Below are 16,057 nucleotides of genomic sequence, written 5' to 3'. Positions count from 1 at the left end.
CAGTTCTGCGGCGTTAGACTGAAGAAGGGAAGTCATCCGGATATGCAAATGGGCGTCAGAGCACAACAAAAAGAACGCACTCGTCGTTCCCTCATTGAGGCGGCTTTCAGCCAACTGAGTGCCGAGCGCAGTTTTGCCAGCCTGAGCCTGCGTGAAGTCTCACGAGAGGCGGGCATCGCGCCCACGTCTTTCTATCGTCATTTTCGCGATGTGGATGAGCTTGGGCTCACCATGGTTGACGAAAGCGGCCTGATGCTGCGCCAATTGATGCGCCAGGCACGCCAGCGTATTGCCAAAGGCGGCAGCGTGATCCGCACGTCGGTATCGACCTTTATGGAGTTTATCGGCAATAATCCCAACGCCTTTCGGCTGTTGCTGCGTGAACGTTCCGGCACCTCGGCCGCGTTTCGTGCGGCGGTAGCACGGGAAATCCAACATTTTATCGCCGAACTGGCAGATTACCTTGAGCTGGAAAACCATATGCCGCGTAGTTTTACCGAGGCGCAGGCGGAAGCTATGGTGACGATTGTGTTCAGTGCCGGTGCGGAAGCGCTGGATATTGATATTGAACAACGGCGGCAGCTCGAAGAAAGGTTAGTGTTGCAACTGCGGATGATTTCCAAAGGAGCCTATTACTGGTATCGCCGCGAACAAGAAAAAGCATCTGTATCCCACGTATAACAAGGTGAAAGTCATGGAAAAACTAAGCCGTGAGAATGGTACTTTACTGCTGGCGTTGATTGCCGGCCTGTCCGTAAACGGTTCCTTTGCCGCGCTGTTCAGTTCGGTGGTGTCGTTTTCAGCCTTCCCGTTGATTGCTTTGGTGTTGGCGGTATATTGCCTGCATCAGCGTTACCTGAACCAGCCAATGCCGGATGGTATGCCAAAACTGGCGGCTGGCTGTTTCCTGTTGGGCGTCCTGGGATATAGCGCGATCGTGCGTGCGGAATACCCGCAGATCGGCTCGAACTTCCTGCCCTCGATTGTCTGCGTGGTGCTGGTGCTCTGGATTGGTTTTCAATTAAAGAAACGCAATACCGTCACTGTTCAGCATTAAAAATGGTTTTATCGAGAAAAGGCACTCCGCGGAGTGCCTTTTTTGGTTTTTGCGCCTGTCTAGATCAGCGGCGTTCGAGCAATACGCCACATTCCATATGATGGGTGTATGGGAACTGATCGAATAGAGCCAGGCGAGTGATTTTGTGCGTGGTCTGCAGCGTATCCAGATTGGCGCACAGGGTCTCCGGGTTGCAGGAGATGTAAAGGATGCGTGGATAGGTCTGCACCATCTTCACCGTTTCCTCATCCAGCCCGCTGCGCGGCGGATCGACGAAAATCGTCTCACAGTTATAGCTGCTCAGATCGATCCCTCTTAACCGGTTGAACTCGCGAGCGCCGTTCATTGCCTGAGTGAAGTCTTCCGCCGCCATACGGATAATCTGCACGTTGTCGATATTATTGGCCGCGATGTTGTACTGCGCCGCCGCCACCGAAGGCTTGGCAATTTCAGTGGCTAATACCCGCTCGAAGTTGCGGGCCAGGGCCAGCGAGAAGTTGCCGTTACCGCAATACAGCTCCAGCAGATCCCCTTTTGAACCTTGGGTGACATCCAGCGCCCATTCCAGCATTTGCACGTTCATGGCGGCGTTTGGCTGGGTGAAGCTGTTTTCGACCTGGCGATAAATCATTGCGCGGCCAGCGACCGGCAGCACTTCGTCGACGTAGTCCTGATCCAGCATGATTTTCATCTTCGAGGCGCGGCCAATCAGTTGCACATCGAAGCCGTCTGCGCGTAACGCATCACGCAGCGCAGTGGCATCTTGCTGCCATTGTTCGTCCAGCTTGCGGTGATACAGCAGCGAGGCAATGATCTTACCGCTCTGCGTAGAAAGATAATCGATCTGGAACAGCTTGTGGCGCAGCACTGGATTGGGCTTGAGGGCCGCCATCAGGGCGCTCATCAGGCGGTTAATCAGCTCGCTGGCCGCCGGGAAGCTATCGACGCGAATACGCTGCTTGGTCTGCTGATCGAACATGATGTGGTACATATCGTCCTCATCATGCCAGATGCGGAATTCCGCACGCATCCGGTAGTGGCTGACTGGCGAGCGAAACACTTCCGGCTCGGGCGCCGTGAACGGTGACATCATGGTCTTCAGGCGGGCTGTTTTCTCCGCCAGTTGGTCGTCATAGCGTTCAATAGGCAAATTCTCGGGCGTCATGGTTTCTCTCGTCAGGCAAATTGGATCAGCGGGGATTGTAGGGAATCAGCCCGTGAAGTCCAGTTTTGTTGTGGTGCTATTTTGCAACACTGTTGGCAATCTAGACATCCATTTTCATTGATTGTAGCATTGCCGTCCGGTCTCAAGCAGCGAGTGAAAAGGGAATCCAGTGCAAATCTGGAGCTGACGCGCAGCGGTATGGGGAAGTCACGGCGATAGCGTTAAATGACGCAGACACTGTCCACTGCAGGATGGGAAGTCATCGCCCGGTGCGGGTTGCCACAGGCAACCGGCAAATCCCAAGCCCGAAAACCTACCGGTGTACGTCGCAATATCCATAGCCGTCGCGAACTACCGGCCGTGGCCCTGCGGCATCCCCAATGAAGTTTGGATGCTTTTTATAATGACAATGATAAAAAATACACTGCTGGCGGTGGTCTCCTCCGCGACGGCATTTTCTGGATGGGCGCAAGATAACACCACGGCTAAAAGTAGCGATGATCTGGTGGTGACCGCCAATCGCTTCCCTCAACCGGTCTCTTCCGTATTGGCGCCTGCCGATGTGGTAACCCGCGAAGATATCGATCGCTGGCAGGCCAAAAGCCTCAATGATGTAATGCGCCGTTTGCCCGGTGTCGATATTTCACAGTACGGCGGTATGGGGCAGGGGTCATCCCTCTCGGTACGCGGCACTGAAGCTCGTCATGTATTGGTTCTGATTGACGGCGTGCCAATGGCCCGTCTGGGGATCAGCAACGGCGTCGATTTTAACCAGGTTCCGTTGGCGCTGGTTCAGCGTGTGGAGTTTATCCGTGGGCCGCGCTCTGCCATTTACGGTTCTGGTGCCATCGGCGGGGTCATCAACATCATTACCCAGACGGATAAAGAGGGCGGAAAAGTCCAGGCGGGGATCGGTTCTAAAGGATACCAGCAGTACGATGGTGCCTTGCGCCAGCGTTTTGATAACACTGTTGCTACCGTTGCGGGCAGCTACCAGATGACCAACGGTTTCAATGTGCAGCCAGGCTCGCCTTATTCGGTCGACAGCGATCGTGATGGTTTCCGTAATAAAAGCTTCTGGGGCGGGTTGGAACAGCAGTTCAATCAGAATTTCTCAGGCTTCGTGCGGGGTTATGGTTATACCAATAACTCGGACTACGATGTCGGCAGTGTACCTTACAGCCCGAAGTACAGTAATGATGAAGACCGCCTGTATAGCCATACCTATGATATGGGGCTGCGTTTCCTGTCTGGGGCTTTCTCTTCTCAACTGACGGGCAGCTATCAGAAACAGAAAGATTACAACTACAGCAGCCAGAATGGCCGTTATGGCATCAGCACTACGCTGGATGATATGGATCAGCGTAACCTGCAATGGGGCAATACCTATGCTTTCGAGCACGGTAGCGTTACCGCCGGTGCCGATTTCCAGCAACAGCGCCTGACCTCTTCCGACAGTTCCTTTGCCGATACCTATAAAAGAGACAACACGGGGCTGTACCTGAGCGGTCAACAGCAGTTTGGCAGCGTGACGCTGGAAGCCTCTGGGCGTGAAGACAAGGCAGGTGATTTTGGTTGGCACGGCACTTGGCAGACCGCGGCAGGTTGGGAGTTTGTTGATGGCTATCGAGCTACCTTATCTTATGGTACGGGTTTCCTGACGCCGTCATTGGGTCAGCAATATGGCTCAAAACGCTTTGGCATTGATTCCAACAGCAACCTCAAGCCGGAAGAGTCCAAACAGTGGGAAATGGGTCTGGAAGGTTTGACCGGGCCATTGGATTGGCGTCTGTCTGCTTACCATTACAAAATCCAGAACCTGATCAACTATGATTCTGACCCGGTGACCTATCAGGGGCAGTATTACAATGTGGATCGGGCAACGATTAAAGGCGTTGAATGGACCGGTAGCTTTGATACCTGGATGTTCACCCACCGTTTGACGCTGCAATATATCGATCCGCGTAATGACCAGACCGATGAGGTGCTGGCGCGCCGTTCGAAACGTCAGGCCAAATATCAGTTGGATTGGACGATGTTCAACCTGGACATGGATATCTCGTATCAGTACTACGGCAAGCGTTACGACAATATCTCTTCTACTTATAACCCTGAGCAGCGCGTATTGCCGAGTTACAGCACGGTCGACGTGAGCGCCTCATATCCAATAACCTCTCAGCTGACAGTTCGTGGTAGAATTGCCAACCTGTTTGATAAAGATTATGAGACGGCTTATGGCTACGCTACCCCAGGAAGAGAGTACTACCTCACTGGCAGCTATACCTTCTAACGCCACTGCGGCTCCTCGCCCGACGGCGCTGGTTTTTGATTCCGGCGTCGGCGGGTTGTCAGTGTTTCAGGAGGTTCGGCAACTGCTGCCGGATCTCCACTATATCTATGCCTTCGATAACGTGGCATTCCCCTACGGCGAGAAATCCGAAGAGTTCATCGTTGAGCGCGTGCTGGAAATTGTCAGTGCGGTTCAGGAACGTCATCCTTTGGCAATCGTCATCATTGCCTGCAATACCGCCAGTACCGTTTCCTTACCTGCGCTGCGTGAGCATTTTGCTTTCCCGGTGGTGGGAGTGGTGCCAGCGATCAAGCCTGCTGCCAAACTGACCGCCAACGGTATCGTCGGTTTACTGGCCACGCGCGGTACGGTTCAGCGTACTTATACTCATGAACTGATCGAGCGTTTCGCGACAGATTGCAAAATTGAGCTGTTAGGCTCTTCTGAGCTGGTGGAGCTGGCAGAAGCCAAGCTGCATGGTGAACCTGTGCCGCTGGCAACGCTGAAGAAAATATTGCAGCCGTGGCTGAGCATGCGCGAGCCTCCGGACACGGTCGTGTTGGGCTGTACTCACTTCCCTCTATTATCTGAAGAGCTGATGCAAGTCCTGCCTGAAGGAACGCGTCTGGTGGATTCCGGTGCGGCAATTGCCCGCAGAGCTGCCTGGCTTATCTCTAATCAGGAAAATCTGGTCTCAACTCAGGAAGAGAATCTGGCGTATTGCATGGCGCTGAATGAAGACACCGATGCTTTATTGCCCGTTTTGCAGGGTTATGGCTTTAAATCGTTGAAAAAACTGCCGCTTTAATGGGGTTTTGCTTAAACATTCGACGGTCAGCAAAAAAAATGAATTTAGGGGTTGCGGCGTTCTGAGAACTCCCTATAATGCGCCTCCACTGACCGGGAACAACGACGAACAAGTCGCCCAGCCAGGAAGAAGCAATCCGGTGAAAACACCGCGTCTCGCAAGAGAAAAAGGTTGACTCTTCAGCGGGAAAGCGTAATATGCACCTCCCGCGTTACCGAGAAACTTCCCGGTAACGAACGCTCTTTAACAATTTATCAGACAATCTGTGTGGGCACTCACAAGACGATATCCAGCTACTTCGGTAGCAAAAAAAATATCAAGTCTTGAAGAGTGACCAAGCAGTCATTCATGCGAATGAATGATTACGAAAGTTAATTTTCGAGCATCGCTGCACGAGTTGCAGCAAATCAAGCTTTTAATTGAAGAGTTTGATCATGGCTCAGATTGAACGCTGGCGGCAGGCCTAACACATGCAAGTCGAGCGGTAGCACAGGGAGCTTGCTCCTGGGTGACGAGCGGCGGACGGGTGAGTAATGTCTGGGAAACTGCCCGATGGAGGGGGATAACTACTGGAAACGGTAGCTAATACCGCATAACGTCTTCGGACCAAAGTGGGGGACCTTCGGGCCTCACACCATCGGATGTGCCCAGATGGGATTAGCTAGTAGGTGAGGTAATGGCTCACCTAGGCGACGATCCCTAGCTGGTCTGAGAGGATGACCAGCCACACTGGAACTGAGACACGGTCCAGACTCCTACGGGAGGCAGCAGTGGGGAATATTGCACAATGGGCGCAAGCCTGATGCAGCCATGCCGCGTGTGTGAAGAAGGCCTTCGGGTTGTAAAGCACTTTCAGCGAGGAGGAAGGGTTCGGTGTTAATAGCACTGTTCATTGACGTTACTCGCAGAAGAAGCACCGGCTAACTCCGTGCCAGCAGCCGCGGTAATACGGAGGGTGCAAGCGTTAATCGGAATTACTGGGCGTAAAGCGCACGCAGGCGGTTTGTTAAGTCAGATGTGAAATCCCCGAGCTTAACTTGGGAACTGCATTTGAAACTGGCAAGCTAGAGTCTTGTAGAGGGGGGTAGAATTCCAGGTGTAGCGGTGAAATGCGTAGAGATCTGGAGGAATACCGGTGGCGAAGGCGGCCCCCTGGACAAAGACTGACGCTCAGGTGCGAAAGCGTGGGGAGCAAACAGGATTAGATACCCTGGTAGTCCACGCTGTAAACGATGTCGACTTGGAGGTTGTGCCCTTGAGGCGTGGCTTCCGGAGCTAACGCGTTAAGTCGACCGCCTGGGGAGTACGGCCGCAAGGTTAAAACTCAAATGAATTGACGGGGGCCCGCACAAGCGGTGGAGCATGTGGTTTAATTCGATGCAACGCGAAGAACCTTACCTACTCTTGACATCCACAGAACTTTCCAGAGATGGATTGGTGCCTTCGGGAACTGTGAGACAGGTGCTGCATGGCTGTCGTCAGCTCGTGTTGTGAAATGTTGGGTTAAGTCCCGCAACGAGCGCAACCCTTATCCTTTGTTGCCAGCGCGTAATGGCGGGAACTCAAAGGAGACTGCCGGTGATAAACCGGAGGAAGGTGGGGATGACGTCAAGTCATCATGGCCCTTACGAGTAGGGCTACACACGTGCTACAATGGCATATACAAAGAGAAGCGAACTCGCGAGAGCAAGCGGACCTCATAAAGTATGTCGTAGTCCGGATCGGAGTCTGCAACTCGACTCCGTGAAGTCGGAATCGCTAGTAATCGTAGATCAGAATGCTACGGTGAATACGTTCCCGGGCCTTGTACACACCGCCCGTCACACCATGGGAGTGGGTTGCAAAAGAAGTAGGTAGCTTAACCTTCGGGAGGGCGCTTACCACTTTGTGATTCATGACTGGGGTGAAGTCGTAACAAGGTAACCGTAGGGGAACCTGCGGTTGGATCACCTCCTTACCTAAAGATATGCAGTTGAGTGCAGTGTCCACACAGATTGTCTGATGAAAAAGTAACGAGCAGAAATACCTTTATAGGCTTGTAGCTCAGGTGGTTAGAGCGCACCCCTGATAAGGGTGAGGTCGGTGGTTCAAGTCCACTCAGGCCTACCAAATTCGCACTTGTGCTGCGTTGCACGCGATACGTTTACACCGTAAACGTCCAGTGAGCATGCCTTGCCTGAGCGAGTGGTAAATAAAGGTTTCTGCAAGTGACTGTATGGGGCTATAGCTCAGCTGGGAGAGCGCCTGCCTTGCACGCAGGAGGTCAGCGGTTCGATCCCGCTTAGCTCCACCATATCCATATGGTCCTTGATAATACTTCAGAGTGTACTGGCAACAGTATGCTGCGAAGTATTTTGCTCTTTAACAATCTGGAACAAGCTGAAAATTGAAACATGACAGCTGAAACTTATCCCTCCGTAGAAGTATTGGGGTAAGGATTAACCTGTCATAGAGTCTCTCAAATAAACAGCACGACAGTGTCTCTGTTTACAGAAACACCTTCGGGTTGTGAGGTTAAGTGACTAAGCGTACACGGTGGATGCCTAGGCAGTCAGAGGCGATGAAGGGCGTGCTAATCTGCGAAAAGTGTCGGTAAGGTGATATGAACCGTTATAACCGGCAATACCCGAATGGGGAAACCCAGTGTGTTTCGACACACTATCGTATGGTGAATACATAGCCATACGAGGCGAACCGGGGGAACTGAAACATCTAAGTACCCCGAGGAAAAGAAATCAACCGAGATTCCCCTAGTAGCGGCGAGCGAACGGGGAACAGCCCAGAACCTGAATCAGTTCTTGTGTTAGTGGAAGCGTCTGGAAAGTCGCGCAGCAAAGGGTGATAGCCCCGTACACTAAAATGCATTAATTGTGAGTTCGATGAGTAGGGCGGGACACGTGACATCCTGTCTGAATATGGGGGGACCATCCTCCAAGGCTAAATACTCCTGACTGACCGATAGTGAACCAGTACCGTGAGGGAAAGGCGAAAAGAACCCCGGCGAGGGGAGTGAAATAGAACCTGAAACCGTGTACGTACAAGCAGTGGGAGCACCTTCGTGGTGTGACTGCGTACCTTTTGTATAATGGGTCAGCGACTTATATTTTGTAGCAAGGTTAACCGTATAGGGGAGCCGTAGGGAAACCGAGTCTTAACTGGGCGAATAGTTGCAAGGTATAGACCCGAAACCCGGTGATCTAGCCATGGGCAGGTTGAAGGTTGGGTAACACTAACTGGAGGACCGAACCGACTAATGTTGAAAAATTAGCGGATGACTTGTGGCTGGGGGTGAAAGGCCAATCAAACCGGGAGATAGCTGGTTCTCCCCGAAAGCTATTTAGGTAGCGCCTCGTGAACTCATCTTCGGGGGTAGAGCACTGTTTCGGCTAGGGGGCCATCCCGGCTTACCAAACCGATGCAAACTCCGAATACCGAAGAATGTTATCACGGGAGACACACGGCGGGTGCTAACGTCCGTCGTGAAGAGGGAAACAACCCAGACCGCCAGCTAAGGTCCCAAAGTCATGGTTAAGTGGGAAACGATGTGGGAAGGCATAGACAGCCAGGATGTTGGCTTAGAAGCAGCCATCATTTAAAGAAAGCGTAATAGCTCACTGGTCGAGTCGGCCTGCGCGGAAGATGTAACGGGGCTAAACCATGCACCGAAGCTGCGGCAGCGACGCTCAGGCGTTGTTGGGTAGGGGAGCGTTCTGTAAGCCGTTGAAGGTGAACTGTGAGGTTTGCTGGAGGTATCAGAAGTGCGAATGCTGACATAAGTAACGATAAAGCGGGTGAAAAACCCGCTCGCCGGAAGACCAAGGGTTCCTGTCCAACGTTAATCGGGGCAGGGTGAGTCGACCCCTAAGGCGAGGCCGAAAGGCGTAGTCGATGGGAAACAGGTTAATATTCCTGTACTCGGTGTTACTGCGAAGGGGGGACGGAGAAGGCTAGGCTAGCCGGGCGACGGTTGTCCCGGTTTAAGCGTGTAGGGGGGTGTTCCTGGTAAATCCGGAACGCTACCAACCCTGAGGCGTGATGACGATGCACTACGGTGCAGAAGTAGTTGATGCCCTGCTTCCAGGAAAAGCCTCTAAGCATCAGGTAACATCAAATCGTACCCCAAACCGACACAGGTGGTCAGGTAGAGAATACCAAGGCGCTTGAGAGAACTCGGGTGAAGGAACTAGGCAAAATGGTGCCGTAACTTCGGGAGAAGGCACGCTGGCGCGTAGGTGAAGAGACTTGCTCTCGGAGCTGAAGCCAGTCGCAGATACCAGCTGGCTGCAACTGTTTAATAAAAACACAGCACTGTGCAAACACGAAAGTGGACGTATACGGTGTGACGCCTGCCCGGTGCTGGAAGGTTAATTGATGGGGTCAGCCGCAAGGCGAAGCTCTTGATCGAAGCCCCAGTAAACGGCGGCCGTAACTATAACGGTCCTAAGGTAGCGAAATTCCTTGTCGGGTAAGTTCCGACCTGCACGAATGGCGTAATGATGGCCAGGCTGTCTCCACCCGAGACTCAGTGAAATTGAACTCGCTGTGAAGATGCAGTGTACCCGCGGCAAGACGGAAAGACCCCGTGAACCTTTACTATAGCTTGACACTGAACATTGAGCCTTGATGTGTAGGATAGGTGGGAGGCTTTGAAGTGTGGACGCCAGTCTGCATGGAGCCAACCTTGAAATACCACCCTTTAATGTTTGATGTTCTAACTCGGCCCCGTGATCCGGGGTGAGGACAGTGTCTGGTGGGTAGTTTGACTGGGGCGGTCTCCTCCCAAAGAGTAACGGAGGAGCACGAAGGTTAGCTAATCACGGTCGGACATCGTGAGGTTAGTGCAAAGGCATAAGCTAGCTTGACTGCGAGAGTGACGGCTCGAGCAGGTACGAAAGTAGGTCTTAGTGATCCGGTGGTTCTGAATGGAAGGGCCATCGCTCAACGGATAAAAGGTACTCCGGGGATAACAGGCTGATACCGCCCAAGAGTTCATATCGACGGCGGTGTTTGGCACCTCGATGTCGGCTCATCACATCCTGGGGCTGAAGTAGGTCCCAAGGGTATGGCTGTTCGCCATTTAAAGTGGTACGCGAGCTGGGTTTAGAACGTCGTGAGACAGTTCGGTCCCTATCTGCCGTGGGCGTTGGAAGATTGAGAGGGGTTGCTCCTAGTACGAGAGGACCGGAGTGAACGCACCACTGGTGTTCGGGTTGTCATGCCAATGGCACTGCCCGGTAGCTAAGTGCGGAAAAGATAAGCGCTGAAAGCATCTAAGCGCGAAACTTGCCTCGAGATGAGTCTTCCCTGGGCCTTTAAGGCCCCTGAAGGAACGTTTAAGACTAAGACGTTGATAGGCTGGGTGTGTAAGTGCAGCGATGCATTGAGCTAACCAGTACTAATGATCCGTGAGGCTTAACCTTACAACACCAAAGGTGTTTTAGAGTAGACGACAATTTTCAGCGAAGTTCCGAGATTGGTTCTGGTGGTTACGAAAGTAACGGCCAAGAATGAAACAGAATTTGCCTGGCGGCAATAGCGCGGTGGTCCCACCTGACCCCATGCCGAACTCAGAAGTGAAACGCCGTAGCGCCGATGGTAGTGTGGGGTCTCCCCATGCGAGAGTAGGACACTGCCAGGCATCAAATAAACGTTATCAGTATGACACCTGGTAATGCGCGAAATCACCCAGGTGGTTTTGCCAGCATCGAAAGATGCGACGTAAAAGAATCGGTGGAGCGGTAGTTCAGTTGGTTAGAATACCTGCCTGTCACGCAGGGGGTCGCGGGTTCGAGCCCCGTCCGTTCCGCCACTTATTTAAATTATGCCTGCTAACTTTAGCAGGCATAATGTTAAGCGTAATTTAGGGGCGTAGCTCAGTTGGTAGAGCACCGGTCTCCAAAACCGGGTGTCGCGAGTTCGAGTCTCTCCGCCCCTGCCATATTAGAAACCCTTTGCGAAAGCGAAGGGTTTTTTTTGCTTTCTACTCGCCTAAAATTGCCATTCCTGCCGCTAGCGCGTACAAAATTCCCGCCGAAATCGTTCCCAATTTAGACATTTCTAGCTGTATCTATGTACAAAATGGTTGTAATCCCGCGCTGTGATATCGCTCATCATTCCTGTCTGTATTTCAACTACACCTTATAAGCCCCACGAGTTTGTTGGGCACACTCGATGAAAGCGAATATACCCACAGCCATCTCTGTCTGATCGATTCAGGCAGAGCGAGGAGAAAAACATGGTTAAGCGTTTACTGTTAGCGGCCGCCGTAAGCGGCGTGTTGATGGGAGCGGCGCAGGCTGCCCCCTTGGTTGTCGGCTTTTCTCAGATTGGTTCTGAATCAGGATGGCGTTCGGCAGAAACCAAAGTGGCGAAACAGGAGGCGGAAAAACGGGGTATTACGCTGAAAATCGCCGATGCACAGCAAAAGCAGGAAAACCAGATCAAGGCGGTGAGATCCTTTATTGCTCAGGGCGTTGACGCCATCTTCATTGCGCCGGTGGTGGCCACCGGTTGGACTCCGGTATTGCAGGAAGCGAAAGAGGCCAAAATTCCGGTCTTCCTGCTGGATCGCATGATCGAAGTGAACGATCCCTCGCTGTATACCGCAGCCGTCGCCTCTGACAGCGTCCATGAAGGAAAAGTCGCAGGCGAATGGCTAGTGAAAGCCGTTGCGGGCAAGCCCTGTAACGTGGTGGAACTGCAAGGCACCGTTGGGGCCAGCGTGGCCATTAACCGCAAGAAAGGCTTTGCGGATGGTATTGCTTCTGCCGACAACGTCAAAATCATCCGTTCGCAGTCCGGTGACTTTACTCGCAGCAAGGGTAAAGAAGTGATGGAAAGCTTTATCAAGGCTGAACAGAACGGCAAAAACATCTGCGCCGTCTATGCACATAACGACGATATGGCCATTGGTGCCATCCAGGCGATCAAAGAAGCTGGCCTCAAACCAGGCTCACAGATCAAGGTTGTTTCCATCGACGGCGTGCCGGATATCTTTAAAGCAATGATGGAAGGGGAAGCCAACGCCACGGTTGAACTGACGCCAAATATGGCAGGACCTGCGTTTGATGCCTTGATTGCATTGAAAAAAGACGGCACACAGCCACAGAAATTTATCCAGACCGAGTCGAAACTGCTGCAGCCTGAAACGGCCAGACAGGAATACGATATGAAGAAAAGCATGGGATATTGATCGTTAACAGGCGGAGCAGATAATGGCCACACCTCAGGCAGCATTATTGGCAATAAGCGGGTTATCCGTGGAGTTTCCAGGTGTAAAAGCGCTGGAGCAGGTTGATTTCACACTACAACGCGGTGAGGTGGTGGCGCTTCTTGGGGAAAACGGCGCGGGTAAGTCCACGCTGATTAAGGCATTAACCGGTGTTTACCAACGCTCCGCCGGTGAGGTATGGCTAGAAGGCACCGCGATTGCGCCACAGAATACGGCCCAGGCGCAATCGTTGGGGATTGGCACCGTCTATCAGGAAGTTAACCTGCTGCCTAATATCTCGGTGGCCGCCAATCTGTTTATCGGCCGCGAACCCACCCGCTTTGGCCTGATCGATCAAAAAACCCTGTTGCGTAATGCCCGTAAGCTGCTGGAAGGGTATGGATTACCGCTGGATGTCAGCCAGCCGCTGGGTAACTACTCTATCGCCATTCAGCAAATTGTCGCGATTGCTCGCGCCGTCGATCTCTCCGCCAAGGTGCTTATCCTGGATGAACCCACCGCCAGCCTGGATGCCAAGGAAGTCACCATGCTGCTGGATATTCTTAGCCAGCTGCGATCTCAGGGAATGGGGATGATCTTCGTCACCCATTTTCTCGAACAGGTTTACCGCATCAGCGATCGTATTACTGTGTTGCGTAACGGCAAGCTGGTCGGGACCCGTGTCACCGCCGAGTTGCCACGGCTCGAGTTGGTACAGATGATGCTTGGCCACAGTTTTGATGAGACGTTGCTCAAACGCAGCGAACATCAGGCCGTGCAGGCTCCGCCGTTAGTGGAGTTTAGCGGTTATGGCCGACGCGGCATGGTTGAGCCCTTTGATCTGGCGATCCGGCCTGGAGAAATAGTTGGTCTGGCTGGTTTATTGGGATCGGGGCGTACTGAGACGGCACAACTGATCTTCGGCATTAAGGCTCGGGATAAAGGTACAGCGAAGGTTGAGGGCAAAATGGTGGCGATCCCTACCCCCCGTAAAGCGGCCAGCCTGGGATTTGGCTATTGCCCAGAAGATCGTAAGACCGACGGTATTGTCGGCGCGGCCACGGTAAGGGAAAACATCATTCTGGCATTGCAGGCGCAGCGTGGCTGGTTACGGCCTATCCCTTTGCGTGAGCAAACCCGAATTGCGGAGGATTTCATCAAACTGCTGGGGATCCGCACACCGGGGCCGGAGCAGCAAATCCAGTACCTTTCCGGCGGTAACCAGCAGAAGGTGCTGCTTTCCCGCTGGCTGGCGACTAAACCCCGTTTCCTGATCCTGGATGAGCCAACCCGTGGCATTGACGTAGGAGCCCATGCGGAAATTATCCGCCTGATTGAACGGCTCTGTGATGAAGGGTTGGCGCTGCTGGTGATCTCCTCCGAACTGGAGGAGCTGGCAGGCTATGCCGATCGCATCGTGGTATTACGCGATAGAAAACATGTGGCGCAGCTTGAGCATGATGCCATTACGGTTCCCGCCATTATGCAGGCCATTGCCGTGCAACAGGGGGCAGCATGAACCACAGGAGTTTTCCCATGACCGGTGGACCGCGCAAAGTAAGGTGGGTAATGCCCGCCGGAGCGACGCAGCTGGGGGCGCTGGCGGTGATTTTGCTTATCGATAGCCTGGTCGCCCCCCATTTCTTTTCAATTCATATCCAGGATGGCCGCCTGTTCGGCAGCGTGATTGATATTTTTAATCGCGGTGCCCCCGTTGCGCTGCTTGCCTTGGGTATGACGCTAGTGATCGCTACCGGTGGGATCGATCTCTCCGTCGGTGCGGTGATGGCGATTGCCGGGGCGACCGCTGCCACCATGACTAGCGCTGGCTACCCATTAGCTTACATCCTGGGGGCCGCATTAGCGGTTGGGGCACTGTGTGGCCTGTGGAACGGTTTCCTGGTGGCGGTGCTGCAAATCCAGCCGATCGTCGCCACCTTGATGCTGATGGTGGCCGGGCGCGGTATCGCGCAGTTGATTACCGAAGGGCAAATCGTCACCTTTGAAAGTGAAGGATTAGCCAAGCTCGGCAGTGGTTCGCTGATGTATCTGCCGATGCCGGTGATCATTGCTGCCATGATGCTGCTGCTGATTTGGTTACTGACACGCAAAACCGCGTTGGGGCTGTTTATTGAGGCGGTCGGTATCAATTTGCGCTCGGCACGTAATGCTGGCGTCAGTACTCGCTGGGTGATTATTGCGGTGTATATCATTTGCGGCCTGTGCGCGGCGGTGGCAGGGGTTATCGTCACGGCGGATATCCGTGGTGCGGATGCCAACAATGCGGGCCTGTGGCTCGAACTGGATGCGATCCTGGCCGTGGTGATTGGTGGTGGGTCACTGCTGGGCGGGCGTTTTAATCTGTTGCTCTCGGTGGTGGGGGCGCTAATCATTCAGGGCATGAATACTGGAATTCTGCTTTCGGGCTATAAACCGGAGTTTAACCTGGTGTTGAAAGCGGTGGTGGTATTAGCCGTGTTGCTGGTGCAATCCCCCAGTGTGTCATTACAGCGGCTGTGGCGGAGACGGAAATCATGATGAAACGTAACCTTCCCCTATTGATCACTATCGCGGTTTTCCTGCTGGGCTATGCCTTTTGCCTTAGCCAATTCCCCAGCTTCGCTTCCACCCGCGTCTGGTGCGATCTGCTGACCGACAACGCCTTTCTCGGCATTGTGGCCGTGGGCATGACCTTTGTGATCCTTTCAGGGGGTATCGATCTTTCGGTGGGCTCAGTGATCGCCTTTACCGGCGTACTGCTGGCCAAGCTGATTGGCACTTATGGTATTGCTCCAGGTTATGCATTTGTCATTGCCTTGCTGATGGGGGCCTCATTTGGTGCGCTGATGGGTTGGATCATTGACGTGCTGAAATTACCTGCATTTATCATCACGCTCGCGGGGATGTTCTTCGTGCGCGGCATGAGTTTTATCGTGTCAGAAGAGTCTTTGCCGATCGATCACCCGCTGTATGCCACGCTGGCAAACTATGCCTGGAAAGTCCCCGGTGGTGGCCGATTTACCTTATTGGCGCTGGTGATGCTGCTGGTTGTGGCGATTGGCATGATCCTGGCGCATCGCACCCGTTTTGGCCATAACGTCTATGCCATTGGCGGCAATCCGGTCTCCGCTGCCTTGATGGGGGTGCCGGTAAGGCGTACCACCATCCAGATTTACATGCTTTCCAGTACGCTGGCAGCCCTCTCTGGCATAATTTTCTCGCTATACACTTCCGCCGGTTACGCTCTAGCTGCCAGCGGTGTCGAACTGGATGCCATTGCGGCGGTCGTCATTGGGGGAACGTTGCTGACCGGTGGTGTCGGCACCATCTTGGGTACCCTGTTTGGCGTGCTGATCCAGGGCCTAATCCAGAGTTACATCACTTTCGATGGCTCGCTCAGCTCCTGGTGGACCAAAATCGTCATCGGCATCCTGCTGTTCTGCTTTATCGGCCTCCAGAAGGCGATGAGCGCCTTTTGGCAGACCAGACGGGCAAAACCCCGCCATCCACGCCTGAAGCCGTCATAG

Annotated in this window: 9 protein-coding genes, 4 tRNA genes, 3 rRNA genes and 1 riboswitch; of the genes, 15 read left to right on the top strand and 1 reads right to left on the bottom strand. The window is 53.4% G+C overall.

Annotated elements, in window-relative coordinates; genetic code table 11:
- Positions 1–48: 48 nt before the first annotated feature.
- Both fabR and KGP26_RS27220 read left to right on the top strand, forming a co-directional pair.
- Positions 49–681, top strand: a complete 633-nt coding sequence (fabR, locus tag KGP26_RS27225; protein ID WP_024482854.1) for an HTH-type transcriptional repressor FabR — start codon at positions 49–51, stop codon at positions 679–681.
- A gap of 13 nt (positions 682–694) precedes the next feature.
- Positions 695–1,057: a YijD family membrane protein gene (locus KGP26_RS27220; protein WP_021807207.1), complete on the top strand. Its 363-nt coding sequence runs from the start codon at positions 695–697 to the stop codon at positions 1,055–1,057.
- 64 nt (positions 1,058–1,121) lie between these two features.
- Here the strand turns inward: KGP26_RS27220 and trmA are convergent, their stop codons facing one another.
- On the bottom strand, positions 1,122–2,222 hold the full coding sequence (trmA, locus tag KGP26_RS27215) for a tRNA (uridine(54)-C5)-methyltransferase TrmA (RefSeq protein WP_223664796.1): 1,101 nt from the start codon (positions 2,220–2,222) through the stop codon (positions 1,122–1,124).
- Positions 2,223–2,342: 120 nt separating this feature from the next.
- Positions 2,343–2,558: riboswitch (cobalamin riboswitch) on the top strand.
- A 73-nt stretch (positions 2,559–2,631) separates the two neighbouring features.
- Here trmA and btuB point away from each other — a divergent pair.
- The 13 genes from btuB to yjfF all read left to right on the top strand — a co-directional run bounded on the left by btuB (position 2,632) and on the right by yjfF (position 16,057).
- Positions 2,632–4,512, top strand: a complete 1,881-nt coding sequence (btuB, locus tag KGP26_RS27210) for a TonB-dependent vitamin B12 receptor BtuB (protein WP_037376431.1) — start codon at positions 2,632–2,634, stop codon at positions 4,510–4,512.
- Positions 4,457–5,320 carry a glutamate racemase gene (gene murI, locus KGP26_RS27205; protein ID WP_223664795.1) on the top strand — a complete coding sequence of 288 codons (864 nt, stop codon included), beginning with the start codon at positions 4,457–4,459 and terminating at the stop codon, positions 5,318–5,320. The genes btuB and murI overlap by 56 nt, the downstream gene beginning before the upstream one ends.
- Positions 5,321–5,736: 416 nt before the next feature.
- A 16S ribosomal RNA gene (locus KGP26_RS27200) occupies positions 5,737–7,277 on the top strand.
- Positions 7,278–7,352: 75 nt separating this feature from the next.
- A tRNA-Ile gene (locus KGP26_RS27195) sits at positions 7,353–7,429 on the top strand.
- Positions 7,430–7,537: 108 nt separating this feature from the next.
- A tRNA-Ala gene (locus KGP26_RS27190) sits at positions 7,538–7,613 on the top strand.
- A gap of 219 nt (positions 7,614–7,832) precedes the next feature.
- Positions 7,833–10,740 (top strand): 23S ribosomal RNA (locus tag KGP26_RS27185).
- Positions 10,741–10,842: 102 nt separating this feature from the next.
- A 5S ribosomal RNA gene (rrf, locus tag KGP26_RS27180) occupies positions 10,843–10,958 on the top strand.
- Together the 16S, 23S and 5S rRNA genes with 4 tRNA genes alongside form the textbook arrangement of a ribosomal RNA operon.
- Positions 10,959–11,052: 94 nt before the next feature.
- A tRNA-Asp gene (locus KGP26_RS27175) sits at positions 11,053–11,129 on the top strand.
- Between the two features lie 53 nt (positions 11,130–11,182).
- Positions 11,183–11,258 (top strand) — tRNA-Trp (locus KGP26_RS27170).
- 297 nt (positions 11,259–11,555) lie between these two features.
- Positions 11,556–12,512: a galactofuranose ABC transporter, galactofuranose-binding protein YtfQ gene (gene ytfQ / locus KGP26_RS27165; protein WP_021807362.1), complete on the top strand. Its 957-nt coding sequence runs from the start codon at positions 11,556–11,558 to the stop codon at positions 12,510–12,512.
- A gap of 22 nt (positions 12,513–12,534) precedes the next feature.
- Positions 12,535–14,049, top strand: a complete 1,515-nt coding sequence (gene ytfR / locus KGP26_RS27160; protein ID WP_094982440.1) for a galactofuranose ABC transporter, ATP-binding protein YtfR — start codon at positions 12,535–12,537, stop codon at positions 14,047–14,049.
- 17 nt (positions 14,050–14,066) lie between these two features.
- Positions 14,067–15,068 carry a galactofuranose ABC transporter, ATP-binding protein YtfT gene (gene ytfT, locus KGP26_RS27155; protein ID WP_223498610.1) on the top strand — a complete coding sequence of 334 codons (1,002 nt, stop codon included), beginning with the start codon at positions 14,067–14,069 and terminating at the stop codon, positions 15,066–15,068.
- Positions 15,065–16,057, top strand: coding sequence for a galactofuranose ABC transporter, permease protein YjfF (gene yjfF, locus KGP26_RS27150; protein ID WP_037376500.1), 993 nt, complete (start codon positions 15,065–15,067; stop codon positions 16,055–16,057). The genes ytfT and yjfF overlap by 4 nt, the downstream gene beginning before the upstream one ends.

Source organism: Serratia sp. JSRIV002, assembly GCF_019968725.1.
In the GTDB taxonomy this organism is placed as follows: Bacteria; Pseudomonadota; Gammaproteobacteria; order Enterobacterales; family Enterobacteriaceae; genus Chania; species Chania fonticola_B.
This window is presented reverse-complemented; position numbering and strand designations above follow the sequence as displayed.

Excerpts from the sequence above, each read along its gene's own strand:
- fabR (WP_024482854.1), top strand. The coding sequence starts at position 49 with ATGGGCGTCAGAGCACAACAAAAAGAACGCACTCGTCGTTCCCTCATT.
- KGP26_RS27220 (WP_021807207.1), top strand. The coding sequence starts at position 695 with ATGGAAAAACTAAGCCGTGAGAATGGTACTTTACTGCTGGCGTTGATT.
- trmA (WP_223664796.1), bottom strand. The coding sequence starts at position 2,222 with ATGACGCCCGAGAATTTGCCTATTGAACGCTATGACGACCAACTGGCG.
- btuB (WP_037376431.1), top strand. The coding sequence starts at position 2,632 with ATGATAAAAAATACACTGCTGGCGGTGGTCTCCTCCGCGACGGCATTT.
- murI (WP_223664795.1), top strand. The coding sequence starts at position 4,457 with ATGGCTACGCTACCCCAGGAAGAGAGTACTACCTCACTGGCAGCTATA.
- ytfQ (WP_021807362.1), top strand. The coding sequence starts at position 11,556 with ATGGTTAAGCGTTTACTGTTAGCGGCCGCCGTAAGCGGCGTGTTGATG.
- ytfR (WP_094982440.1), top strand. The coding sequence starts at position 12,535 with ATGGCCACACCTCAGGCAGCATTATTGGCAATAAGCGGGTTATCCGTG.
- ytfT (WP_223498610.1), top strand. The coding sequence starts at position 14,067 with ATGACCGGTGGACCGCGCAAAGTAAGGTGGGTAATGCCCGCCGGAGCG.
- yjfF (WP_037376500.1), top strand. The coding sequence starts at position 15,065 with ATGATGAAACGTAACCTTCCCCTATTGATCACTATCGCGGTTTTCCTG.